Genomic DNA, 26,428 nt, shown 5'->3' with positions numbered 1-26,428 from the left:
CGCTGTACACGCGATCGCCAGGAAAACATGGAAAAGGACGGATCTTTTGGCAGAAGGTTTAAGCAATCTCATCTGTCTATAGGTGAAACTAGATGGAACCTAAGTTGGAAAATCTCTTGGAATACGATGTATTCTCTCAAGTCATCTGAGAATCTAGCAGCCTGTGTGTTCTTACTGTCTCACGACTAAATTCTAGAAAATTCCTCTACCTGCTAAATTAGGGTTAGTTGTAAAACCCCGCTCTAGATTGTCCTGGGAAGTCCCGTCATATACAGTGTACCTACTGTTACACTCCTTAGACTCATTAATTATGGCTCCAATAACGTTCAGCTTACTCAAGGCTTCTAAAGATTGATTTAGGTCAAATCGAGTCACGCGATTGAGGCGTTCGACTACCACAGTACCACTACAGAGTGATGCAACAATGCTGGCATCCGCTAATCCCAATATAGGAGGAGCATCTACGAGTACCAAATCGTAAGATTGTTCAAAAGACTCGATTAGATGCTTCATGCGTTGAGAGCTTAATAGCTTAACTATATCTGTTGGTGTTGGTCCTGCCGTCAAAACATCCAGCGAAGGTTGCACAGATTGAATGCAATCCCGCTCCCGTAGATCTGCTTCTTCAGTCAATAGTGTAGATAACCCTCGATCGTTAGATAGATTCAGTAGTTTGTGAATATTAGAGCGTCGTAGATCCGCATCAATTAGGAGAACTCGCCGTTGTAAACGGGCTACACTCAGTGCCATACCCGCAGCCAGCGTTGACTTACCCTCACCAGTCAGTGCTGAAGTGAGTAGCAAAGACTTGAAGGATAGGGGTGAGCCTAAGATTTGAATGTTTTGATATATCAGATCCATCGACTCGCGGAAAGGAAACCAGTTTAATGCTTGTATTCGTTGAGAGGTTAAACTTTGCTGTTTGAAGAAAGGTAGAGCGATCGACGGCTTCTTAAGCTCAAAGTTTGGTAATTTTGGTGTAATACCTAATACAGGTAGGGAACTCAGTTTCTGTAGTTCGTCGCAAGAGTGAATAGTATCATCGAGTGCTTCAAGAAGAAAGGCAGCTCCAATACCTAAAACTAAACCAAATACTGCCCCTGATACCAAAAGCATTATTCTGCCAGTTCCCATGTATACGCCAGGTTCGGGATCTCGGATGATTTGCCAGTTAAATCCTCCCTGTGCAATTTTAATCCCCAAATTTTGTTGCGTCTGGAGAAGTTGCTCCAGGGTTTTTCGATTGATCGCAATTTCTGGCATGAGACGGTTGTACTCTGCTAATAGTTGTGGGTATTTAAGCAGAGTAGAGCGCAGTTGCTGTTCCGATTTAGCAAGGCTTTGGTCGCGGGCACTCAATCCAAACCAAACTACCTGTGCATCAACCAAGGCATCAACTAGCTTCCGGTCAGAATCGCCAAGCTGTAGTTGTTTGGGCAGAGATTTTTCTGTGGTACTTATTTGGGTAGGTAATCGATCCGCAGAGCGCCCTGCTTCCGTACGTAATAGACCAATTAGGTTTTGACGCTGCTTGAGTAAATCTTGAACTTTGGGGTAATCGTCTCTGTATTGCACCCGCAGTTTTTCTAAAGTGACATCTAGTGCTTGAATTTCATCCAGTAATGACTGATAACGAGGAGATTGGCTAAGACGAGAGGCAATGAGTGCTTGTTGTGGCGATCGACTTATTTGCTGTTGTAGCTTATTGTAGCGAGCTTGTTGATCCTGAAACTGGGCGCGAATTGTTCGTCGCTCGCTCTCGACAGCCGCAAGTGCATCCAACAAATTTTTTGCCTGTACTTCTGGGTCGAGTAGTTTATTTTGCTTGCGAAAATTTTCTAGGTTCGCCTCAGCTTGTGACACATCTTTTCGGATTTTGGGCAATTGCTCGTTAACAAAAGCAAGTCCATTGGTTAAGCGTAATTTTTGCTGTTCTAAATTATAAATTTGATAGACATTTTGTAGTGCTTGAAGAACTTTTTGACTCTTAATAGGGTCTCCTGCTACAAAAGTTACTTCAAAAACTTGACTGAGTGTTTGCAAAGTTTTTGTTCCGCTTTCTACTTGAGTTACTTTTAGCGGTGATTGTTTAACTTTTGCTGGTTTGCCGTTGATCTCTTCTACTGTAATATTAGGGTACTCAGGACGAAGTAGTTCCACAGCCCTCTCTACGAGCTTTGGACTTGTCATCACGCTGAGTTGCGCCGTGTAGTCAACTTTAAGATTTGAGTCAGTAAAATCACTCTCCTCTACTCCTCCTTGTGCATTACTGTTTTGTCCCTGGTAAAGATTAGAGCTGACTAGCAACTGCATAGAACTCTGATATGTCGGCTTTGCCATCAGTGCCAGAAAGCTTGAGGCGGACAGAGGAATGCAGAAAAGACTCAAGATCAAAAGGCGGCGACGCAGTAAAACTGTAAATAGTTGCCGAAGATCGGTTGCATTGGCTCTATTCTCTACTCTATGCTCTACGGACAGTCGCTCGTTATCTAGACTAGTATCAGCCATCACTAATTCCTTCAGTGTTAAATGTTTTAACAGATGCTTTCAAGTACGTGGTTGGAGTGAGGTGCAGAGAGAATGAACTATCGTTAAGTCGAAAGCAGTGCGAAAAAGAAGATTTTGTCTCGCTGCGCCGATAAGATTGGTTTGCTGACATTAAAATGATAGTTGCAAGAATTGGCGATCGCAATAGCGGATTTCGGAAGCTAAAAATAATAAAAATAACGGTCGGATAACTTCATTATTTCTGTTAAAGACCAACCTATCTTATCTAAGGTAGCTAAAATGTATTCGGAATATCTTCTTGGAAACCTCATACTGCAACAGAAGTCAGCTAGTCAGATATGCATGACTCAAACAACTATGACTTACCTGAGTGTTACTATCCTTTTTAACTTACTTTAAATAATAGCAAATAATAGCAAAATAAAAAATTAATTTGTAAAAATAAATGTATGTTTAATCGAGCTTGACTGGATTAGTGTATTAGCAGTAGATCGTTGAAGCTTCATCGTTAGTATTAATTTATTTGTACCTCAATCTATCTAATTATTTTGTTGTCTCAAAAAAATCATATATTCCTGTCTGCCTCGGTTTAGAGATAGAGATCCTCTAGATACATTAATTTTTTTATATCACTCATTACGCCTCATAGTAGACCTATTAGTTATACCCCTACTAATTCCGCACGACACCAGCTTGCAAAAGAGCTAATGCCCTGTTCCAAACTCACAGTTGGATCGAATCCTAAAGTACTTAATTTCGTTGTATCTGCTTTCCAATAAAGCGGTACACCTATGGGTACAACTCCATCAAAGTCTGGATTACAGTCGTGGCATAGTGTATCTAGAACTAAACTTACTAACTCTGCAATAGTCACCTCACGACCGCTACCAATATTATAAACTTCACCTTGCATAGAGCCAGTAGTGGCAATAACAAATAAAGCCGCAGCGATATCAATAGCATGAATAAAATCACGGCTTTCTCGACCCGTTCCTTGTAATGTTGGCGACCTTTGCGTAATGATTTTTTGAAAAATATCCCAAACTACCTGTCGTCGTAAACCAGGACCGTAAGCTGAAAAAATTCTAGCGCTAGCAGTTGGTAAACCATAAACATTGGTAAACTCTAAACACAGTTGTTCGCACTGCCATTTATGAAATCCATATGGTGAAACTGGCAGAGGAGAATGAAATTCACTCACAGGAAGTGACTGCGGATTTCCATAAACTGCTGCACTCGATAAAAATATAAACCGACAATTTGGAGCATTAAGACGCAAAGTATTAAGTAGCTCAAATGTCACTCCTGTATTAGCGTAGAAGTCCTTAGCTGGATCGGTAACAGATAAATTAACGGAGGCGCTACCAGCACAATGAATACAAACTTGAGGAGAGTGTTTTTGTAACAAATCGCCTAATGTCATATCTGGTAGATGAATTTGGTAATAGGCTGATAAGTTGAGTAGGGAAGCATGTTTAATGGAAGAAGTATCGATACCGATAACAGTCCAACCTTGCCTTAAAAAGTAACGGGAGACGTATCGACCAATGAAGCCGGCAGCGCCTGTTACTAAAACCGATCTCGATTGAGTAACCATTGGTTGATAACAACCTCAATTAGATAAAAAAATAATGACTTCGACAGGTCATTTTATGACTACTTTAGTTATGGGAAGAAATCATTTCATGCCGAATTGTGGCAATATCCTCGATCGCATACGTACCACTACAGTTAGGTGAAGTTTGACCTATAGCTCTCAAGTCGGCTTCTACCATTAAGGCTACTAGTTGCTCAAACGTTACTAAAGGTTTCCAGCCCAGATGTTGTTGCGCCTTGGTAGCATCTCCGATCAACAAGTCTACTTCTGCTGGTCTGAGGTAGCGATCGTCAAATTCCACATAACGCTGCCAATCCAGATTGACATAACTAAAAGCGAGATCGAGGAACTCCTTCACCGAGTGGGTTTCACCGGTTGCAATAACATAATCATCTGCATGTGGATGCTGTAACATCATCCACATGGCTCTGACATAATCCTTGGCATAGCCCCAGTCTCTTTTGGCATCAAGATTGCCCAAGTAGAGAACTTTTTGCTTGCCAGCGACAACCCGAGCGATCGCGCGTGTAATCTTGCGAGTGACAAAAGTTTCTCCTCGTCGCGGGCTTTCGTGGTTAAACAGTATGCCGTTACAAGCAAATAGTCCATATGATTCGCGATAGTTGATTGTTTGCCAGTGGGCGTAAACTTTAGCACAGGCATAAGGACTGCGTGGATAAAATGGTGTGGTTTCCTTTTGCGGCACTTCCTGTACAAAACCAAACATTTCTGAAGATCCTGCCTGGTAGAACCGTACCTGAATTCCAGTTCTGTGCTGGTAGTCGCGAATCGCTTCCAACAAGCGTAGCGTTCCCATTCCCACCGAATCTACAGTATATTCTGGCGAGTCAAAACTCACGCGCACATGGGATTGAGAGCCTAAATTATAAATTTCTATTGGTTGAACTTCTTCTAAAATGCGACGTAATGTAGTGCCATCAGTTAAGTCTCCATAGTGCAAAAATAACTGCGCTCCCTTTTGGTGCGGATCTTCGTAGATATGATCGATTCGGTCAGTATTAAATGTAGAAGTTCTACGAATAATACCATGCACTTCATAGCCCTGCTCTAACAAAAACTCACTGAGGTAAGAGCCATCTTGTCCTGTGATGCCAGTAATTAACGCGCGCTTTTGTTGTTGCATCCTCAGTACCTTTTATATCTTTAATCTAAATTTCTAAGTTATTACGTTAGTCGAGTTAATTTCTAGCAACTGAAACAGTAGAAAGCAACTGCTTCCTGAGCTGAGCCTCATCGTAAGGTTGTTTTCTGGCTCTGCACTGTCTAACCATACGCCTCAGAGCCTTTTCTGCCTGTTTGAGCTGTTGTGTAGTATGTTCTTCTGGACGAGATTTTTCAGATAATTTAGCAAATTCATCTGCCCACGGGGTGAAAACTAGCCATGATACAAACCATGATATCGGTAGTACTTCTTCTATTGCTAGCGAGGTGCTATCTTCACTCATGTGCGTTGCTAATACGCACAACATTGCAACCTTAAGGAGTAGGTCGTTAGAGCGAGGTTGTGATAAGAAATCTAAAACTTCTGAACAAATAGCTAAGTGTAGTTCGATATTAAGTTTACTAACACGCCTAGCAACTTTTAAAAAATGATTTTTTTGCTCTTTTGCATCAGAAGAAGGATTTAGTAGAGTGGCTCTGTCAAGAACGCTTGGAGATTTCTCCACAAGCAGTCTGGCAGTTTTGAGAATCTGTTGTTTATTTTCCTTAACGTATTGCTTAAAGAGTTTTAGCCTTGGCGACCAATGTTTGGGAAAGCCCTCTTTTTGTAAAAGATTCTTATACATGTTAAACGAAGGACTATAAGCACCAAAGACCTCCCAAAACCACATATTTAAGAGTTTTTCTCGTTGACCCCTGGCGATTGAAGCACGATGCTCGATCTCTGTTTTATCGTAACGACTGACGCGCAAATGGCATAATTGAGCTGTGGCTGGATCGATCGCTTTTCTATGAACAAATGTAGCACTTATATTAACGATTTTTCCATTTTGGAGTTGTCTTTGATAAGTATTTCGTAGAATAACAGGTTCCTGACATTCTGGGCAATGAAGACCTAATAATAAAAAATCATCATAACTACATTCTTCTGCTGCCACTAATTGACCGCCATACCGGATTGAGCTTGCAAGTTTCATAAAGATTATCCTTTCTTTTTTTAGGTCGGTAAGTTATTCTTCTTTCATTCAGTACTAACAAACTGACGTAGGATAAAAGGTTTAGGCTACAAGCAAAAAAATCAAGAACTATGCTGAATGCTCCAAAACTAAACGTTTACTAAAAGCTTTTTAAGAATTTTTTTAGTAAGTCGAAACTTAAGTTTTGAGTCTACTGTACTAGCAACTTTATAGATTTTGTATTGACGTTTCCAAGATATTCTCTCATTTTTGGAAAACACGATCTTCAACCACCGATGAATTCTGGTTTCGCAGACTTGCTCGACAACTTCTTTTGAGCAACTTATGTTAGCTAAAATATAACGCACAATCTGATAGCTTTCTTCAGCAAAGACCCCATTTCTACTAGCTTCATATCTTACTGTTTCTGAATGTGCGCGGTAATAGTTAAGCGGTTCTGCTATGAAAGCAATATCAGAAACGAGAAGCATTTTTACCCACAGCAACCAGTCTCCACAGAGCCGCAAAGATTCATCTGCATATCCTACTTTTTCGTATATACTACGCCTAATCAAAACCGCACTAGCGTTATGAATTATGTTTTCAAAAATTAGGTATTTACTACATTCATCTATTCCATTATTTACAAAATCTTTCTCCCATCGTTCCTTGTCAGGGAAATAGAGTAAATCCTTACTATTAAATATAGAGCGATCGCACTCATCAATAAACCATGACAAGCAATAGGCTAACCCAACTGTAGGATTGTTATCTAGCTTGTCAACCAGCTCTGCAAGCAGTCGTTTATCTGCGCAGTCGTCTGACTCGGCAATCCAAACATACTCTCCCTGTGCTAAACGAATTCCTTTATTCCATTGTTTAAATGGAGAGCCACTATTCGTTTGATTGTAAACTGCTCGAATCCTAGAATTGTTAGCAAATTTTGCAAATACCTCATTACTATTATCTGTAGAAGCATCATCTAAATAAATAATTTCAAAATCTTGATAAGTTTGATCTAAGACACTTTGGATGCGTTGTTCGAGAAACTGTGCATGATTATAATTTGGAATAATAACGCTTACTTTAGGCATGTTTCTCTTGATAAGTAGGTTGTAAAGTCAGTTTTCCTATCTCTCAGTGCCATTCGAGTAGCTTCTAAATAAGCATGTCCCCATTTCTGACAAGGTTCAAGATGATTACCCTCAGCCCACTCATTCCAAGCATTGATAAAAACAATTTTCTCGGTAGAGCAGTTATTGACTAAAGTTTTGTCAACAATCGTTCTTAACCAAGACTCGTAAACTTGAGGTGTAGAATTTTGAAAAATTATTGCACCAGCTTGACGGCGTGCAGTATTGTCCCACGACGGCGTTACACAAGGAAATCGCTGATAGGTTGGATTTGACTTCGCTAGCATATGTTTAACAACAGTTGAGTACTCATATATGTTGTGATTTCCATAAGCTTGATGAGCTAATCCTAACTTCCTAGCTAGATGCCAAAGCCTACCTTTTTGCAGAGGCAAACCTAGTTGAGTCCAGTCGGGTTGAAACTCCACAGATGCATCAAAACCAATCAATCCCGGATCTTCTCGTTCGTTAGCAAAACTTTCGACTCTACAGAGAAAAATTTCTCCAACACCAAGCCTTTTTGCCTCTTCACGCCAAATTTTTACGGTTTGCTTTGGGTTTGGTAATTTTGTAGCTCGATACACTAAAAATAAAGGCTTATTATCAACTTTGATATATCGACGATCTGAGAATGCCTTAGCAAGCCACTGCATGTGTAGCCTATCGTCTTCCTCGCTGTAAACTTGCTTGAACAGCAAATTCTGCTCTTTACCATCCCATCTTCTCGTCCAATTTTCGTTCGCCCAACAAAGGCAAAAAGGAAAATCTGGTTTTCCAGAATTTAGAACATAATTAAAAGGGCGTTCTAATAAACGCTTGCCATTGAACCAGTAGTGATAATAACAAAAACCATAAATTCCATACTCTTTAGCTAAGTCTGCTTGAGCCTGACGAGTCTCAGATAAACGCAAGTCATAAAAACCCAAATCGGCTGGCAAGTGAGGCTGATAATGTTCTGAGAATAAAGGTTTAGCTTTAGTGACGTTAGTCCACTCAGTAAATCCCTTACCCCACCATTCATCATTTTCTGGGATAGGGTGATACTGAGGAAGGTAAAAAGCAATTAGGCGAGCTTGCATATCACAGCTAAGAATAATAAATTTTGTTAAATCAATACTATTTGTTCAAATTGTCAGAACGATTAGTTTGAGCTAAACCAGTAAGTAAGCTATTTTGGATGAATTCAACAGAGTACGGTCAAAATTGAGTTTTTCAAACCCGAGCATCATGAATAACATAAAGCATTCGCTATGCTTGCCTTCTTCATTAACAAAAGAATAAAGAGCGTTGTTTGAGTAAATACTATTCTATTATTTCCCTCTCTATAAAGCTTGTCGATACAGGAAAGTTCAGGAACGGTTCCATAGTTTATAAAATCTTATTGCCTGTAGCAGAAAGAACAATTATCTATAACTTTAGAGAGAGCGCTCACTAAGAACTGAGAAGTTTAAGTATAACTAGTTTTCTAATTCAGAATTATTGAATTTTAAATTCCGTAGTAATCGCGCTTTCTTGCGAATTTTAATATTCTTTTTTGATTTTTTATTTAGCTTCGCGCTCCCTCACAAAAAAAGATACGTACTTGGATAAAAACCGCAGTTCTCTGTTTGAGCCAATATTAGTAATTTAGCGATCGCTACAATAACAACAATATAGTGAAAAGCTTTTACTCTACCAACCTACTACTCCCTTGGCAATACTATCAATTAACTGCTATAAGATACCTGAACTTTCCCGCCTGGACAGTAATTAATAGACTCCGCATATTTAAAATTAGTAGTTTGTTTATATGAAGAGCTATTTGTTAAATAAAATTTATACTTCAATACAAGATCAATAGCTCTGGCATTTTTGAATTCTGAGAGAAGGAGAATAATTTCTATGGCTTCCACTCAGCTATCGTCTGAATTGCAAGAACTCTCATCTACTTCCGATATGGTCACTTTTAACTATGCCGAACTAGACAGTGAAACGCGAGCCGCTATTCAGCAAAATACCAGTGAAATCAAAAGTTTAATGCGTCGTACCTCTCAAGATATTATTCATATCGGACAAAAGTTGAGAGCAGTTAAGCAACAGTTAGAACATGGACGTTTCCGAAAGTGGCTAAAAGCTGAATTTGATTGGAGTGTTTCTGCTTCAACTAAATTTATCCAGGTCAGCGAACAGTTTAAATGTGTAAATTTTACCCATTTAAATATTGCTAATTCTGCCCTTTATCTCTTGGCTGCTCCTTCTACACCTGAAGTAGCTCGTCAAGAGGCTCTCCGTCGCGCTAGTTCAGGAGAGACAATTACTTACTCCAAAGCTAAGGTAATTACTCAGAAATATAAAAAAGTCGTTCAACCTGAAACCGAAACAGTTACAATTGATATTGATGCTAAAACTTTAGGGCAAGATTCATCTTTAACAGCAGTAAATTATCCACAACAACCTATTTCTGTTTCTATCGTACCTACATCTGATTTACTAATAAATGAGCAAAAGCTACAGTCTGAAAGTCATACTTCAGAACCAATTGTGTATGGGCAGTCGCTGTTTCAAAACTCAAACGAAAATCATTTGAGTTACACCGTAGCTAATGCTAACTTCTCTACAATTTCATTATTAGCTAATAATAATACTGACCTGCTTTGTCAGATTTTTATTAATCATATAGAGCGCTTGACTGACGCTCAAATTCTTTCTGTTTGGTATGCGATCGCCGAGCGCGTTCCTTCAGAGCTTCGGACATTAGACAATTAGCCTGATATTGAGTTGAACCACTTGGTATAAAATGTTGGGTAGTAGCTATTTCTACGAGCTACTGCATATTTAGTCTGAAAAAAATAGATTTTGCTTTCATCATTTATAATGTTTTTTAAATCAACCCTTTAAATTTAGACTTAAACAAAATAAATCCAATAAGTCATTAATCTATATTACTTTTAAACAAACCGTGAATTTAATAATATATTTACTAATCATTCCCGATTGTTAGCTATTGGTAAATTAAACTGATATTTATAGTTTAAATGAAATTACTACGCGCACACGAGATAGTAATTTCATTTGAGTTAAAGGTGATAAATGTTGAAATATGATAACCGATCGCAAAAGACAAGTATGACAACGATTATTTTATTTCAAAGTAAAGTACTCGTTGCCATCAACACTTATCCTTATTCAACTATACTCTTTTATGCTTGAAAAGCACTGTGGACAAGATCGAAACATTCCACCTATTTACTGTCCTTATTGTAATCGACGGTTATGGTATATGGGAAAACATAAATTATTTCTGTTTCCTATGAGCAACTCAGGCGATCGACAACAAATTATTGAGAGTAGTTCTACCGTGGAAGAATTATTGTGTGGAGAACATGGTAAGTTTTTTGTAGAACTTCAAGAATAAGATAAGTTCTATTACTTATAGATATTTTTATAGGCTTCTCAACTAACTGCAAACTGAATAGTATATTGCAGGCGTATTTAACCAATATTAACTATTATTAGATGTCCCAATTAGATGTTCGTAATTCAAATAGAACCGCCATATATTCATAGCGTCGCTTATCCTTCATAAAATATCAGAACTTTTCCATATCAACAAAGTTTGAGCTTAACAGCTATCATGAGTGTAACGTTTCTCCAAACTTTAAAAGTGAAGTCTTTCGAGCGTATGTATGTATATCAAGCATAGTATGGATTTACCTATACTGATTGGCGATCGCAATTTTTTAACTTTTAACTAAAAACTAGTTTAATTCACAAGCAACTAAAAAGATTGTAGTAGGTTAATAATGAGAATTGGATTTGTTTCTCGATGGAATTTAGCAGATCCAGAGATTCGCCGCCGAGCATTTTCTGGGATTATATGGCATGTTCTCAAAGAATTTGAAGCTCAAGGAGATCGAGTTGAATATATTGGTCCAGTTCAACAGAACTTAATAGCTCAGTCTGTGAACACGGGTATTAAAGTACTTAATCGATTAAAAGTGTTTACTCCACATGCCTATGGTAAATACCATCCTGTGATTCTAGCGCAAATGGCGCGGCAGGCGGAGCAGCTAGTTGCCGATCGAAAAGTAGATGTTTTGCTCGCTCAAGATTCTACTGTGATGGCTCACTTCCCGCCTAGTATTCCACTTGTCTATTGGCGAGATGCTAATTTTGCTGACATACAAGACGCTTACAAAGTATACTCAAATCTTCATCCCCGAAGCGTTGAGTGGGCTCATAAGCACGAGTGTAAGGCAATGAATCGTGCAGACTTAAATATATTTTCCTCTGAATGTTCGTATAAAACTGCGACTTCAACTTATGGTATTCCATCTGCCAAAGTCGCAGTGGTACCATTTGGTGCGAACCATGATTTTGTAGTGAGTTCAGAAGATACTGAGCGCTATATCACTGGCAGATCGCGCGATTTGTGCCGCTTACTATTTATTGGTATTGAGTGGGAACGCAAAGGTGGTGATACCGCTGTTGAGATTTGTCGGATTCTAAATCAGAGGGGCATTCCTACGACGTTGGATATTATCGGTTCAGACTTCGCAGTCGATCCAGCAATCAGTCATAAAGTTCGCATTCACGGGCGGGTAGATAAGTTTACCAGTGAAGGCAGTACAAAGTTGCAGCATCTACTCGAACAATCTCACTTTTTGGTTCATCCAGCCCGTGCAGAGGCTTACGGTTGCGTTCTATGTGAAGCTTGTTCATTTGGTATTCCTTGCGTTACGAGTTCCGTGGGTGGTATTCCCACCATTATTAAAAACGGAAAAAATGGTGTATATTTTCCAGCAAGCACGCCCGCTTCTACATATGCTGCATACATCGAAGAGACTTTTCGCAATTTCGATCTATATATTCGGCTAGCAAAAGCTACACGATCGGAATACCAAGAGCGTCTAAATTGGCAGGTTGCAGTAGCCAAAGCTAGAGAACTCATAACTGAGATGCTGGAAAGAAAACAAGATTTGTCTACACCTTCTGAAAAGGTTGAACTGTGTACTGACAATACACTTATCATGCCTGGAGCAGGCTACAAAATTACTAGGAATTGAGATATGGCAAACCTTTCTACCATAAAACATCTATATCAGTCTAATCGGTTGTATCACCCAGCTCGAACCCTATATTGGCGATTGCTAAAACAAGAGCGTCTAGTAAAATTTCATCAAGAAGTCACCTTCTACTCTCAGCTATTAGAACCCGACAGCCTATGCTTCGATATTGGTGCAAACATTGGTGAGAAGACAGAAGCACTTTTCAAAGCCGGTATGAGAGTAGTAGCATTTGAACCACAACCTAACTGTATGAAAGAACTTGCAGCACGATGCAGTCGCTATCGTAGCAAATTGACTAAATGTGAATGCGCCGTTGGTGCAGAACCTGGGATTACTGAATTGTACGTTCATACTCACCACGCTCACTCAAGCTTAGACCAGAATTGGACAGTAAGTGAAGTTGTATCTAGTGTTTATGTACCTGTAGTGACTCTCGATCGCGCGATCGCTAAATTTGGCAAACCACGATACTGCAAGATCGATGTTGAGGGATGGGAGTATGAAGTTTTAAAGGGATTAACACAACCAATACCCCTAATTTCATTTGAATACCATCTTCAGGGAGATAATATTGATAAAACTCTTGCCTGTATTGACTATTTGTCGCACCTTGGAGAATTACATATTAATATTACGCCAGCAGAAACGTTACTATTTACATTTCAGGAATGGTTACCCGTCAAAGAATTTCTTCAGTCTTTTCCTAATAGTTTTCGTTCTCGCCAGGAATACAATTATGGAGATATTTTTGTGAAAATTCAATAGCTATAGGTAAAGACACAATTGACTCAATAGAAGCTCCGGCTCTAGCATTCGTTATTTTCTCATTTTGTTCGGTGCGAACAGTGTATTTTTTGAACAAAATTTAGCAATCTTTACAACCTTAGAAATGAATGTCATTCAAATCTCTTAGGACTGAACTTTATGGTATCGACATCATTCACTCTCCAGAATAGCATGTAAATAACATCTAAAACTATCCAATATTGAAAAAAGTTTATTTTTGACCAACTCACGAAGAGATTAAAACTTAGATTGAGAAACTAAAAAGCTAATCTAGAATTCTAGCTAATTTATATATAAAACAAGGGGTAAACAGCCGCAGATGACTCGATTAGTTAACCAAAAATTGTCTAAAGTAGTTTATAAGCCCGATAGCCAACTGAGAAATCCGGTTCGGCTATGTCAAGAGATGGCGCGAGATCTACTTGCTTCTCGGGAACTAGCATGGCAGTTAATGGTACGAGACATTAGCGCTCAATATCGCCAGTCCTTACTTGGCATCTGCTGGGCTGTAATTCCACCTATTATCACAGCTTTGGGCTTCACTTTTGCTAACAATACCAATATCGTAAATATTGGAGCAACAGACATGCCTTATCCAGCTTACGTGATGTTTAGCATGACCCTTTGGCAGACATTCGTAGAAGCACTAACTAGCCCTATTCAAGCAGTTACTAGTGCAAAGCAAATGTTGGTTAAAATTAATTTTCCGCGAGAAGCACTGATTCTAGCTAAACTAGGTCAGATATTTTTTAGTTTTGCTATTAAGTTAATTTTAATTATAGCGTTGTTTTTGTGGTATCAGATCCCAGTAAGTTGGACTGCAATTTTAGCGCCAGTAGCATTAATTCACTTAATCATACTAGGAACATGTTTCGGTTTGCTACTAGCACCTCTAGGAGTTTTATATAACGACATTCTCAAAGGGATTACTTACATTACTGGCTTTTGGCTATTTTTAACGCCAGTAGTTTATCCACTTCCTAACGGAGGAGGATTAGCAAAACTTGTGCAACTGAATCCAGTCACTCCTTTACTAGTAACGACGCGGGAGTTAACGACAACAGGTGTGGTATCAAATCCATTTGGATTTTGGCTTGTGAGTCTTCTTGCCATACTAGGGCTGCTCTTAGGATGGTTGGTATACCGTCTAGCCATGCCTTTTGTAGTTGAGAGAATAAGTTCTTAAAAAGAATTAAATTTTCACAGAGCAGAATTTTAAGTACTTAAATCGATCGCTCTGAATTCTACTAAAAACTCATTTTGGAAGTTAAGAATATTGCTTTATGATTAAAGTACTAGCGCAACGTTCCCTCCCTGTTTCAATACTAAATATTTTTGATAGGCGCAACACTCTAAAAGTCACTACCTTGTCGAAAGCCTCACAGTCAAGACAAGAATCAAACCAGTGGCTTAAGTATCATGCAGCAAATATTGAGGGCTGTGTTCTTTCTATTGGCAGCGATACTGACGAAGATAATGACGGAGGACGGTATCGAGATTATTTCCAGAAATGCTCATCCTATACCACATCAGAAGCCACTTCCGAGTTCAATGTCGATCTGGTACTTGACGTGCGATCGATGCCGCAAATTCAGAATGACACATTTGATTGCGTGTTCTGCTCTGGTGTGCTTGAACATGTTGATGACTATCTTGCTGGCTTAAAGGAGATAACTAGAATTCTCCGCTCGGGAGGTATTTTGTTACTCGGTTTACCTTTCCGACAAGCAATTCATATGGCTCCAAATGATTACTGGCGTTTTACTGAGCATGGTCTGAGATATATGCTGCGAGATGATTACAAAATTCTCGAACTCAAGTCAATAGATAATTCCGTGCCTAATTTTCCAGCTGCATACTGGCTTAAAGCGAAGAAGCGATGAGTTAGATATTTGTATATATTTTATCTAACTTTTAGACACGCTTACTTCAGCTTTTTTCTTGATTGTAGTTAGGAGGATAACTTTTTAATGACAATTAGTATTGCTAGTCAGGAAACATCAGAACAACAATTGGATAATGAGGTAGTTCTTTCAATTGAAGGAGTCTCAAAGAAATTTTGCCGAGACTTAAAGCGATCGCTGCTTTATGCAGTTCAAGATATTGCTACCGAGTTAGTAGGGATACGACAAAAGAGCGAAAAACTAAGACGCGATGAGTTTTGGGCGCTTAAAGATGTTAGTTTCCAAGTGCGACGCGGAGAAGCACTAGGCTTAGTAGGACCAAATGGTAGTGGGAAATCCACGCTACTACGAATTATTAGTGGATTAATTAAGCCAGACAGTGGATTTGTGGAAATCAAGGGTCGAATAGCACCACTGATTGCACTGGGAGCAGGGTTTAATCCAATATTGACAGGGCGGGAGAATATCTATGCCAACATGTCTATTTTAGGTTTGTCTAAGCAAGAAATCGACGAGCGATTTGAGGCTGTTTTAGATTTTGCAGAGATTGGTGCTGCAATTGATGCTCCAGTGCAGACTTATAGTTCGGGAATGGCTGCAAGATTAGGGTTTGCTTGTGCGATTTACACGGAACCTGACATTCTCCTGATTGACGAAGTGCTGGCAGTAGGAGATATAAAGTTTAGGGCTAAATGTTACCGTAGACTAGCTAAGCTACGCGAACAGGGAACATCTTTCATTCTAGTATCCCACAATTCTCATTCAATATTGTCAATGTGCGAATCAGCAATTTATTTGCTCAAAGGAAAAGTAGTTACAGTTGGCAATACAGATTCAGTTGTAGATAAATACGAAAAAGACTTGTTTAGTAATGAAATTAAAAATCAATCAAAATTATTATTTTTAACTGAAAAATATGAAAGCAAGCAATCAGATCTAAATATTACTTCTCTATGCTTTAAAGATGAAAAAGGAAACTTAACGCGATCGCTATTAAGTGGGGAAACTACTTATTTTTGTGTAAAACTTAAGGCTTATAAAGAGATTAAAAACGTTACTCTTAGTTTCTTAATTCAAGAAACCTTTGGAGAAAGCGAACATGTTTTATGTATCAATACACAACAAGACGGTGAGTCATGGGATATATTACCTGGATACTATGAACTTCAATTGAAAATGCCTTATCTTGGTTTAAAACCAAGTTTTTATACCCTTAAACTCAGTGTTAGTAAAAATTTATACTACATGCTTGATGCTGTTGAGTCTTTTAAGTTTACTGTTGAAGGTAAGGGTATGAGCCAATGCTTATTTTATCAACCTCGAACTTGGAAACTAGTGAGAAGTCATAATATTTAGTTAACATCCACGTCAAAAATAATTTAACTATAACTAAAAATTAAAAATCCATAAAGAATTTTTACTTACTAGAAAGAACAAAATGAAATCAAAAGGTGAATATACCCAATTTTTGTATATTTTTGATCTCAAATTTATCATTTTCAGCTATCAATTGTTATTTTATTAGCTAAAAAACTAAAAAAATGATTTTGAACCCTACAAATAAAGCCACTTATCTACTCAAGCTAATCGCTAAAGGGCTAATTCCCTACGGAGCTTATAGTTTTCTAAAAAGTTACAAATATCCAAAATACAACGATCTTCTCAATAGTTATCATAAAAGTCAAAAAATTCCATTTAGTCCTGGTTATCAAGAAGCTAAGCTCGAATTCATTCAATCAGCCCTCTCCTCAAAAGAACACTTTAGTTTTTTTGTACATCAAACTCTTCTACCTGAAAGTTTTGGAGCTTTTTTTGATGAAAGAGTAGTAGAGTATCCTTGGATTTTTGCCAACCTTAACTATAATCAAAATTCTAAACTTTTAGATGTTGGTCCTGCTCTTAATTATAAATTTTGTATAGATCGGCTATTAAGCTCTAACCCAAATCAAGAAATTACAATGTTATCCTTGACTCCTGATGCAAGGTGTTTTTATCATAATAAAGTATCTTACGTATTAGGTGACGTTCGATCGCTTCCTTTCATCAACAATTATTTTGAACAGATCACCTGCATATCAACTCTTGAGCATGTAGGTATGAACAATCAGAGGTATGGGGCTACAGTCGAGCATAATCCAGAAGATTATGTAGTAGCTCTTTTAGAAATGAAAAGAGTATTAAAAAAATCAGGTGCATTACTTATTACAGTACCTTTTGGTACTTACGAGGATTTTGGTTGGTTTCAGCAGTTTAATGAAACAATGGTTAATAGAATAGTTGAAGCTTTTGTACCTACAGAACACAGTATTACTTACTATAAATACACAGATAAAGGATGGAATCTATGTAGTTCGGATTTATGTTCATCTATAAGATATAATACACACCGCTCTAACGATCCTTTATTTTATACATCTAATCCTGTGTGTGCAGGTGCAGTTGCTTGTATCAAGTTAATAAAATAAAATAATAACTGAAATAGCATAGTTTCATAGTACGAACAAAGTTTTAAACAAATGATTGGAAGGAATACATGTTAACGCTCAAAAACTCTATTTCGTATGCTGCTAGAGGAGTAAATACTGAAAGATTAAATGCGATTTTAGAAAATGCTGGGCAATCTGTACTCGACGTAGGATGTGGTAATGGAACCTACGTACTAAAACTTGCAGATCGATACAATATTTTAGGTGTTGACATTCAGCATTTTGAAACCTGGAATGCAATGCCTCATCTTTTTTCAGTTTCAGATGCTTCTGAACTTAAATTTAAAGATAGTAGCTTTGATACGGTTCTTTCTTTTGAAACTTTGGAACATCTACCAGAACCAAAAAAGGCTCTCAGAGAATACTATAGAATTTGCCGTAAAAATTTAGTTCTTACAGTTCCAAATTGTGATATTACTTCTGGAATGCGTCAAAGCCTCATGACTTATTATCATTGGGTTGATAGAACTCATGTCAACTTTTTTGATATGGATACCATTACTGAAGCAGTTAAAGAAGCAGGCTTTAAAGTTGTAAAACATTACTATATTAATCAGCTTTCCTTACTACCTTTGTTGACTGAAGCGTTCAACTTATCTGGATTAGTAGGTAAGCTCGTGCAAAAAATTTTACTAAAAAGACAACAGCGTAAATATTATATTACTTGTCTTGTAGTTGCTGAGAAATAAAAACATAGTATTTTTAGTTTTTTGTATTATAAAGTACAAACGTTAGTTATTCAGGTTTTAGAATGAGTGATAAAAGTAGGATGAGATTGCTAATCCTTTTTCCTTCACGGCTTCGTGGGGGAGCTGAAAAATACTCTCTTACTATTGCATCTGCTGCTGCAAAACAGGGATGGGATGTACATGCAGCATTTCCCAAAACTGAAAAAACAGTATCCTTAATTACTGACTTCTCAAAGAGTGGCGTGCAATATCATGAGGCAACCGTTGATGATGTAGAAGCGCAGAAACAGAAAATAACCTGGCAGCTTTTATGGTTGCTTAAAACTCTTATCTTATTACTCAAGGTTAAGCCAAATTTTGTTTTAATTAACCTTCCACTAGCCGATTTATGCTTAGGTTCTATACTTGCCTGTGCGCTTTTAAAAACGCCTACAGCTGTACGCTTTGCTCTGATTTTCCCCAACCAGACATTTACTAATAAAAGATTGAAACTCTACGCATGGGCTCGTGCTAGAAATCAGCAATGGATTGCGATCACAGAATGCGATCGCCAGACTATATGTCAATCATTTAATGTTGCTGAAACAGAAATAATTCAAATCTATAATGGCGCTAGAACTAATTTACTTTCAAGTCATCGTAACGCCTTAGAAAAAACTATTGAAATTCGTCGCCAAGTACGTCAAGAGCTAGGACTAGCTGAAACAAGTCAAATTTTACTGACAGTTGCTGACTTAAATCCTCGAAAGGGTCATGGCGATCTTATACCGATACTGCCTTACCTAATCAAAGAGTTTCCAAATATTAGGTTCGTGTGGGCTGGAGGAGGTCAATCAAAGAATCTAATCAGTAGATTGCAAGAATATGGAATTGAAGATAAGGTATTGCTGCTAGGTTACAGATCTGATGTCCCAAGGCTTCTGCAAGCAGCAGATCTTTTTATATTTCCGACACATTCTGAAGGCTTTCCCTGGGCTTTATTAGAAGCAATGATCTATGACTTGCCGATCGTATCTACAAATGCAAGCGGTATTCCAGAAATTGTGAAAAATAACGTTCATGGTTTGTTGTGCGATCCAGGTGATAGTTATGGTTTCCTAGAAAACATTCTTTGGGCTCTCAGACATCCCAAACAGATGCAATTGATGGCACAGAATGCTCGATCGCGCGCTCAAGAATTTTCTGAAGAAAAGATGGTAAAAAAAACTTTAGCTGCCTTGTCTAGATTAAGTCATACATAATTATGCAACATGAATAAATTTGATGCAGAAGTTATACGTAAAATCCTTAAAAAAACAGCTTATAAATTTACATTTTTAATTTTCAAAATATTTAAAATACAGCTCTATAAATACTTTTATTATGTCCGCTATACTGATTTTTTGATTGACAAGTATTTTAGTAAATCTTCAAGTGAATGTTACGATCTCGTTTTTGTGATTTTTGAAGAAAGTAAAGGTTGGATACTTGAAGCAATATGTAAAGAAGTTGCTACTTATTTTAAAGGAAAATACTGCTTTCACTACTCACCCTCTTCCCTACCTTTATCAAAAGGATACTTTTTTGCTCACTACTCATTCTATGTAGCATGTTTAAAACTAAATCCATGTCTTTGGGGTAGTAAATCTCTGATTTTTTACACTCACCCCAAAGGCATCATCAATAATGAAGAATTTGTTTATGCGATGAACTGTTCCACGAAAGTCATCTCTATGTGTTCGCAATTCGCTAAACAAATGCTTAAGGATGGAGTGAAACCTGAGAAAGTTAGCTTCATTATCGGTGGCGGAGCCGACCCAAATCTTTTCCGATCGCATCAGCGCATGAATGGAGCTATTGGCTTCTGCACTGCATATTATGCTCGTAAAGACCCCGATCGCATCTTCAACATCATTAAAATGTTGCCTCACCGAAAGTTTATTCTTCTGGGTAGAGATTGGGATCGGTATGAAAAGTTTACAGAGCTGACTGCCATGCCTAACTTTTCTTATATTGAAGCGTCTTATGCCGAATATCCTAGCTACTACGCCCAAATGGATGTCTTCGTCTCCGCCGCAATACTAGAAGGTGGTCCTATTCCTCTGATTGAAGCCATGATGTGCAATGTTGTTCCTGTGGCGAGCAAAACTGGATTTGCTCTCGACATTATTCACCACGGAAACAATGGCTTTCTCTTTGATGTTGATGCATCTGCTGAATCAGTATGCAAGTTAATTGAACAAGCCTATCAACTCAAAACAGATATTAGAAAAACTGTCGAACACTTGACATGGAATAACTTTTCACTTGCAGTTCAGCAACTACTAGAAAAGTAGTATTGATTCTCCGAGCGTTTTTGTAAATACTCGCAAAAGATTGAAGCTATATACAGCGACAGATGTATCAAAAGCTCGGAAGATACTACTTTATCAACCCCAGGTTTCGTTGAAAGACGGGTTGGCAAGAGAATGGGACTGGATTCAATCTTTAGCAAAAAAAGCAGAATGCGATCGGGAGAGTAAAGCTTTTATCCTTCAGTTGTAAGATTCACACATCACTCTCGCTACTTTGCAAATTCACGGATCAATTTGTAAGAAACACTCATAGATGATTACGAGACTGCCAAGCAGCTAGAATTGTTGTTTCACGTCTCTTTTCCAGCTTGGAGCAGCTCAGCTCAAATTAAAAATTAAGTTTAACAGAAGTCCTAAAACACAGTTTTAGAATTCTAACTGGTATAAATAGTAAGTTTCACCAGGAGCAATACTCTGGCTAGAGTTGTATATTTCAGTTAGATGAAGCCCTGGTATTTCCTGATTGAGCTTATGACTAAGTATCAGTAAACTTTTTCTGTTATCTTGTTGTATAAGTCTATTTAATTTAGTAGGAGCTACTGCTTGGAAGTCAAGATTTTTTCTTTGATTCCAGTTAATAAAGCTACCATATTTACTGCTCTCAAAGTAATAAATTGGTTGTTTTAATAAAGCAGCAATGGGAGAAACTTCATTGTCCTGGCTACCAATAATTAAGTTATTTTGTAATTGACGGTCTGTAATAAATTCTGCTACTTCTTTGCTAGCAGAAAAGGGATGAATTAAATCCATACTGTAAGCATAAATTCCAGATAAAAGATGAATGCATAATAAAAAGTTTATGTATTGATTTTTGCGATCGCTTAGAAATTTGGCTGCACCTTTAATAAAAGAAATTACAGGACGATTTGATTCAGGATAGAAAGCGGAAATCCATAGGCAAGCAATAAATAGAATAAATAAATGTCCGTGATGCCTTAAAGAACCGAAAAATTTTTCATAAGCAAACCAGATCAGAAGGCATGTTCCGGATGTGTAGGCAAATAACACAACTGGTTTCTGATTAAATAGAGCTATGGCAGATAGTAATAGTAATAAAGATAATAAGCAGATACATAGTAGTATAAGTTTAGAGCTATTATCATTTATAAAAGCATTAGTATTCCAAAAATTATAATTAAGAAAATCTGGTATAGGAATATAACTTTTCCACACAGACGGCAGAATAGTAAATAGAAGGTAATTAATGTGATTGATTGGCGTTAAGTCTTGTTTGGCAATTCCTTGAAACTTGGCATCAGTAGGTGGAATAATTTGAACAATTGCTATTGCCATACCACAAGTCAATATAGCTATGTTAGTAAAATTTAATCTCTTAATAGCAGAGCTTTTAGTGAAAAATTTTTCAAAGACGATGGTTATTGCTAAAGAAATAGCAATGATTAAGCTATATACGTTAGTATTTGCTAGGAAAGCTAGAATCACTGATAGAAGTGGGTAGTTTCGTTGTTGCTGCGTGAAAAAGTGACAAAAAAGGAAAATCAATAAAACACCTAAACTATAATTTCTGCTAATTAAATGATACTCATAAAAGGGAAAATACCCAAAAGTAAATAAGATTTTTTGTAATTTAGTAAAAGGAGAAAACTTAGTAAAAACATAAATTGTTCCGCTGGCAATTAGTAAATGCAAAAGTTGCATTGCCAGCGGATTATCAGTGAATCTAGTAATTGCATATAAAAAGATATACCATAAACTTGGATGCCCTTCATATCTTAAGTTGTTATATAAATCAATGAGAGATGAGCTGTCTCTAGCTATCATCCATGCCTGTAGCTCATCGCGCCACATTTCGTGATTGAGAATACCAATCAAACCGAGTACTAAAAAAACGATAACTAACACATTTATCCAAGCTGTATCTTCTTGAAATGCAAAGTTTAACCAACATATCTGTTTTCTCAAGCCAAGGATAGAACGATTAAGTTGCTTGTTAGCTTTTAGTAAAACATCCATACAAAACTCTTAGGGGGTTTCTAAAAAATGACCAATTTGATAATTCTATTCTCACTTCCAGCATCGCAAGATATGGATTAATTCTTGCTTTTTATCGGTAGACAAAAAGCAAGAACTGCTAGATGTAGAAATGGTTTCTAAGCATCAGTCTCTAAAACTCTCAAATATTATGACTTCTAGAAATAGAATTCAATAGATTGCACGGTTATTGTTTGCGATCGGCGTGTAGATCGAGCAATACTTTACTTGAGACTGCTTCAACTGACTTGGAGAAATCTAGATGAAGTTTTAGTATATCGTCAAATGACTATTTAAGGTGTTACAACGCTTACATCATCCCATTTTACATAGTCTCCTGAATTGCCCGTTCCCGAAGTACCTAATTCGATAACCGCCCAGTATCTTGAAATCGGTACGGTGATTTCTAAATACTGCCAAACGTTTTTCTGAGTTGCAGTTTTTGCAATCTCAGCATCACCATCAAGATAGTCATAACCTAAAGCTTTGAGCGTTGCTGTTGCTCCGCCGTTAACATACACCCACGCGCCGATTTTTATATTCCGATTTTTTGGTACATCGCCAAGAACTCTGCGGATAAAAATCTGCTTACCTCTGAACGCTCTACCACTATCAAGTCTGGCATAGCAATTGCCCCCACGCGCTCCATTAGGATCGCCGCAGATAAAAGCAACATTTGGAGAAGCCCCCAGCCGGATATCATCGTTATCGAAATGTACCCATTCGTTGTCTGCGTTGTTAGCTAATTCAAAACCTGGGTTAGAGAACTTCTTGTTCAACCGCAGATCTTTAATTTGATAATACGTTGCTGTTGGGTTAAAGTTCGGTGAAATTGCCCATTCACCATTGTTAGTCAGATCGAAAAACAATGCATGGTTGTAGCCGTATCTTTTAAGCTGCTGCCCGAAGATGACAAACCATCTTTTGCGAGAGTTTTCTCTTTCAGTACTAGAACCTTGATACCAACTAGAAATTGTACCGGATTCGCTCACTACAACTGGCTTTCTAATATTACGTGCTGCTAGCAATCGCCAAGGATTGCCAAATTCACCTTCTCGAATCTGCCCCCCATAAGCATGAATGCCAATAAAATCGCTGACCCGATCGATTCCTAAGTCGATCATCTCTTGTAAGATATAGCTTCCTGGACTTGTAGGAGGGGGAGATTCAATTTTAATGTTAGGGTCAATTGATTTTGCTGTTTCGTAGGCAATGCGAGTCATGTCTACGCATTGTTGTGCTGTCATCGTACCATTGCCAAAGTCTAGGTCAGGCTCATTGTCAATAATATAATAGAAAATTTTGCCTTTGTAACGTTCCATTACGTTACGTGCAAAGTAGCGAAAATTTGCCTTCCACTGCTCGTAGTTACTATCTCGGTAGACATGATAGCGAGGAGCGATTGGTGCGTGAATTCTCAGCCCAGCTTGGATATATTTGTTAACGACAATATCTCTAGCTGACCAAACGAAGCTAGCACCCTCTCGATTGCCATAAACTCCATCCATACCCATACGGACTAATTGTATACCTAAGTCCTTGGTTTGCTGAATCGAGCGGTCGGTAAATGTGGGATCGGTGTTGTAGCCAGTACCGTTATTGATCCCTAAATAGCTAGTTTGCGATCGCGCTGGTAGAGTGTAGAACAGAGTAGAAGTGACGAGTAAAGAAGTAAATATTCTGGAGAGTTTATGCGCTTGCAATAGTGAGTGCTTTTGAGCTAGATGTTGTAACTTCTGAGAGAATTTCATTTTATACCTCTAAATGGAATCAATTCAAACTTAATTGGCTCGATCGCCTTATTTGTTTTCGATGCAGTGAAAGCAAGTGCTAGTTGTCAAGCAACACAGATTGCTTGCTTAAGCTAATACCTAAACAAGCATGTTTTGGTCGCTAAAAATGGTAAGAATTGCTGGCTCTAAATAGATTCTTTAGTAGTTAGAAGAACCTATTTCGTGACAGTGATGTCATAGAATAATGTCATGAAGCGCAGAGCTAAAAAAACGAATAGCTCATCTTGAATAACTTGTTGTTTCCCAAAAAAAGCCCGATACATTGGCGATTTGAGATAACATAAATAGAGTTGCGATCGCTAGTGCTGGCTGACTCGCTCCCTGCGAGAAAGGATACTTTAACAAGTTGAAATAAAAAGATAAAGGCTCTACTTTAATGCGTTCCATATTGCGACGAGCGCGTACTTGGTGAAAACAAAAAGCACCGCGCCCATAGTTGTAGTGTTGTCGCCAGAATGCGTATAACGTGAGTTTATGAGCGTGATAAACTTGGGCTTCTGGTGCATAAATCATTTGGTAACCGTGCTGTAACCAGCGATCGCAAAACTCCCTATCTTCTCCCGCAGCTAGGGGAAAAGTGGTATCAAAGCCGCCCAGGGCGTGGAAACGTTCTGCTGGTAAAGCTAAGTTGTTAGAGGCAAAGAAGCTTGACCGATTGCGATCGGCATTGTAGTACTCATAGAGGAAATCAATTAGTACTTGGCTAGCTGTTGAGTAGAGATTATCGGGCAGCGCGTTGAGCGTTCGACCACCGACGAGACAATCTGGTGCTGTCTTGAAACGAACCTCCAGGGTTTTTAACCATTCAGGAGCAGGCATACAATCGTCATCGGTGAAGACTAGAAACTTTCCCCTGGCGCGAGTCGCACCAGTGTTGCGTGCGTTTGCCGGACCAGAATTTTGTTGCGCGATCGCAGTGAGATTGAGTTGTTTGCCAAAGGATGTAACAACTGGCTCGATTGGCATCTCGCTACCATCATCTACCACTATGACTTCAAAGCGATTTGGGGGATAGTTTAGCTGAGCGATCGATTGAAGGCAATTTGCCAGTCGTTCGGGGCGATTGTAGGTAGGGATAATAATTGAGAAGAAAGGTTGCTCATGTGTCATATACTTCCGATAGTCTATTTCATACAGTTTTCTCCAGAATTGTGAAGCAATTCCAGACAAGTAAATTGCTTGTAATAGATGGTGTTAGGGGACTTTACTAGCTACGTCAAAGCATTGTAATGACAATTAAAGTTCCTAGAAGGCAAAACGGAAATTTTTCAAAAAACTTAAAATATTTTTTATTAATTGAAAGTTTAATGGATGTAAAGGATGACCAATCCAATTACCGCACTCTTTAATTTCTTTGTAAGTTGGCATAACATGCCTCCATTTTTCGGAATAACGAGAACCAACAAATAAGAGATAAATTGCAGCATTCTTGTGTTGGCTTTGTGCTTCATATATAACTTCAAAATCATTTTCTTTAAATAAATATCTGAGACAAGTCGGCGTGAAACGCCAGAAGTCACAATACATATCTTTTCCGTGCTGTTTCTGACAAAAGGGAACTACAACGATAACGATATCTTTCGATACAAGACAAAGATTTTGAAAAGCTTTTCTTACATCGAAGACATGTTCTAATGTGGTGTGATTAAACACCACATCAAATCTTTGTTGTAGTTCGGAGGGGAGTTCTTGTGTTAGATCGAGGAAATATTCATTTTCTTTGCCTTGCCACCCTCTCTCCCCAGAATAATTAGTGAAGTAATAGCGATCTTTTTGAGTAAAATAATCTTGGTAGTAACCTCCTTCTTTATCTCGATCGTCCCATGCAGAAATATTAACTACATCCCCTTTAAAAAGGGAGGCTAACTTCCTAAGTTCTCGATTCGACCAAACTCGTGCTATTCTAAATTTTCTATCCATTGTGAGTAACAGATTTAATTGATATTTTAAGTATGTTAGGTAGAGTTTGTAGAACCAACTAACAGCAATTGTTAAATCTATAGCTAAAAACTGTGTTAATA

At 38.0% G+C, this 26,428-nt stretch carries 22 protein-coding genes; 12 read left to right on the top strand and 10 right to left on the bottom strand.

Annotation, left to right across the window (positions count from 1 at the left end; genetic code table 11):
* Positions 1-192: 192 nt before the first annotated feature.
* The 6 genes from H6G17_RS09660 to H6G17_RS09635 form a co-directional block, all read right to left on the bottom strand.
* Positions 193-2,508 (bottom strand): polysaccharide biosynthesis tyrosine autokinase, encoded by a 2,316-nt coding sequence (locus tag H6G17_RS09660; RefSeq protein ID WP_192156558.1) that lies wholly within the window; start codon positions 2,506-2,508, stop codon positions 193-195.
* A gap of 661 nt (positions 2,509-3,169) precedes the next feature.
* Positions 3,170-4,105, bottom strand: a complete 936-nt coding sequence (locus H6G17_RS09655; RefSeq protein ID WP_192156556.1) for an NAD-dependent epimerase/dehydratase family protein — start codon at positions 4,103-4,105, stop codon at positions 3,170-3,172.
* A 64-nt stretch (positions 4,106-4,169) separates the two neighbouring features.
* Positions 4,170-5,249, bottom strand: a complete 1,080-nt coding sequence (gene gmd / locus H6G17_RS09650; protein WP_192156554.1) for a GDP-mannose 4,6-dehydratase — start codon at positions 5,247-5,249, stop codon at positions 4,170-4,172.
* 55 nt (positions 5,250-5,304) lie between these two features.
* Complete coding sequence (locus H6G17_RS09645; protein WP_192156552.1) at positions 5,305-6,264, bottom strand: hypothetical protein; 960 nt, start codon at positions 6,262-6,264, stop codon at positions 5,305-5,307.
* A gap of 128 nt (positions 6,265-6,392) precedes the next feature.
* The gene (locus H6G17_RS09640) at positions 6,393-7,337 is read right to left on the bottom strand and encodes a glycosyltransferase (RefSeq protein WP_192156550.1); all 945 of its coding nucleotides are present in this window, start codon (positions 7,335-7,337) and stop codon (positions 6,393-6,395) included.
* Positions 7,325-8,455 (bottom strand): glycoside hydrolase family 99-like domain-containing protein, encoded by a 1,131-nt coding sequence (locus H6G17_RS09635; RefSeq protein WP_192156548.1) that lies wholly within the window; start codon positions 8,453-8,455, stop codon positions 7,325-7,327. The genes H6G17_RS09640 and H6G17_RS09635 overlap by 13 nt, the downstream gene beginning before the upstream one ends.
* An 802-nt stretch (positions 8,456-9,257) precedes the next feature.
* On the opposite strand from H6G17_RS09635, the gene H6G17_RS09630 reads away from it, so the two are divergent.
* From H6G17_RS09630 to H6G17_RS09580, 12 genes are all read left to right on the top strand, one after another.
* Positions 9,258-10,121: a DUF3102 domain-containing protein gene (locus H6G17_RS09630; protein WP_192156546.1), complete on the top strand. Its 864-nt coding sequence runs from the start codon at positions 9,258-9,260 to the stop codon at positions 10,119-10,121.
* A 514-nt stretch (positions 10,122-10,635) separates the two neighbouring features.
* Positions 10,636-10,770, top strand: coding sequence for a hypothetical protein (locus tag H6G17_RS34000; protein ID WP_277875963.1), 135 nt, complete (start codon positions 10,636-10,638; stop codon positions 10,768-10,770).
* Between the two features lie 388 nt (positions 10,771-11,158).
* Entirely contained in the window at positions 11,159-12,421 is a 1,263-nt protein-coding gene (locus H6G17_RS09625; protein ID WP_192156544.1) for a glycosyltransferase family 4 protein, read from the top strand.
* Positions 12,422-12,424: 3 nt separating this feature from the next.
* Positions 12,425-13,189, top strand: a complete 765-nt coding sequence (locus H6G17_RS09620) for an FkbM family methyltransferase (protein ID WP_192156542.1) — start codon at positions 12,425-12,427, stop codon at positions 13,187-13,189.
* 340 nt (positions 13,190-13,529) lie between these two features.
* A complete protein-coding gene (locus tag H6G17_RS09615) occupies positions 13,530-14,396 on the top strand; it encodes an ABC transporter permease (RefSeq protein WP_192156540.1) in 867 nt (288 codons plus the stop codon).
* Positions 14,397-14,577: 181 nt separating this feature from the next.
* Positions 14,578-15,093 carry a class I SAM-dependent methyltransferase gene (locus tag H6G17_RS09610; protein WP_192156538.1) on the top strand — a complete coding sequence of 172 codons (516 nt, stop codon included), beginning with the start codon at positions 14,578-14,580 and terminating at the stop codon, positions 15,091-15,093.
* A gap of 87 nt (positions 15,094-15,180) precedes the next feature.
* Entirely contained in the window at positions 15,181-16,470 is a 1,290-nt protein-coding gene (locus H6G17_RS09605; RefSeq protein WP_192156535.1) for an ABC transporter ATP-binding protein, read from the top strand.
* Positions 16,471-16,655: 185 nt separating this feature from the next.
* Positions 16,656-17,579, top strand: coding sequence for a methyltransferase domain-containing protein (locus tag H6G17_RS09600; protein ID WP_192156533.1), 924 nt, complete (start codon positions 16,656-16,658; stop codon positions 17,577-17,579).
* A 68-nt stretch (positions 17,580-17,647) separates the two neighbouring features.
* Positions 17,648-18,289, top strand: coding sequence for a class I SAM-dependent methyltransferase (locus H6G17_RS09595; protein ID WP_192156531.1), 642 nt, complete (start codon positions 17,648-17,650; stop codon positions 18,287-18,289).
* A gap of 62 nt (positions 18,290-18,351) precedes the next feature.
* Positions 18,352-19,530, top strand: a complete 1,179-nt coding sequence (locus H6G17_RS09590; RefSeq protein WP_192156529.1) for a glycosyltransferase family 4 protein — start codon at positions 18,352-18,354, stop codon at positions 19,528-19,530.
* A 9-nt stretch (positions 19,531-19,539) separates the two neighbouring features.
* Positions 19,540-20,604: a glycosyltransferase family 4 protein gene (locus H6G17_RS09585; RefSeq protein ID WP_192156527.1), complete on the top strand. Its 1,065-nt coding sequence runs from the start codon at positions 19,540-19,542 to the stop codon at positions 20,602-20,604.
* Positions 20,605-20,644: 40 nt separating this feature from the next.
* Positions 20,645-20,812, top strand: coding sequence for a hypothetical protein (locus H6G17_RS09580; protein ID WP_192156684.1), 168 nt, complete (start codon positions 20,645-20,647; stop codon positions 20,810-20,812).
* Between the two features lie 176 nt (positions 20,813-20,988).
* Here the strand turns inward: H6G17_RS09580 and H6G17_RS09575 are convergent, their stop codons facing one another.
* The 4 genes from H6G17_RS09575 to H6G17_RS09560 form a co-directional block, all read right to left on the bottom strand.
* Complete coding sequence (locus H6G17_RS09575; protein WP_192156525.1) at positions 20,989-22,596, bottom strand: hypothetical protein; 1,608 nt, start codon at positions 22,594-22,596, stop codon at positions 20,989-20,991.
* A gap of 311 nt (positions 22,597-22,907) precedes the next feature.
* Positions 22,908-24,365: a hypothetical protein gene (locus H6G17_RS09570; protein ID WP_192156523.1), complete on the bottom strand. Its 1,458-nt coding sequence runs from the start codon at positions 24,363-24,365 to the stop codon at positions 22,908-22,910.
* Between the two features lie 261 nt (positions 24,366-24,626).
* The gene (locus H6G17_RS09565; RefSeq protein WP_192156521.1) at positions 24,627-25,517 is read right to left on the bottom strand and encodes a glycosyltransferase; all 891 of its coding nucleotides are present in this window, start codon (positions 25,515-25,517) and stop codon (positions 24,627-24,629) included.
* Between the two features lie 135 nt (positions 25,518-25,652).
* Positions 25,653-26,327, bottom strand: a complete 675-nt coding sequence (locus tag H6G17_RS09560) for a hypothetical protein (RefSeq protein ID WP_192156518.1) — start codon at positions 26,325-26,327, stop codon at positions 25,653-25,655.
* Between the last annotated feature and the right edge of the window lie 101 nt (positions 26,328-26,428).

Source organism: Chroococcidiopsis sp. [FACHB-1243] (assembly GCF_014696895.1).
Taxonomy (GTDB): Bacteria; Cyanobacteriota; Cyanobacteriia; order Cyanobacteriales; family Chroococcidiopsidaceae; genus Chroococcidiopsis.
This window is presented reverse-complemented; position numbering and strand designations above follow the sequence as displayed.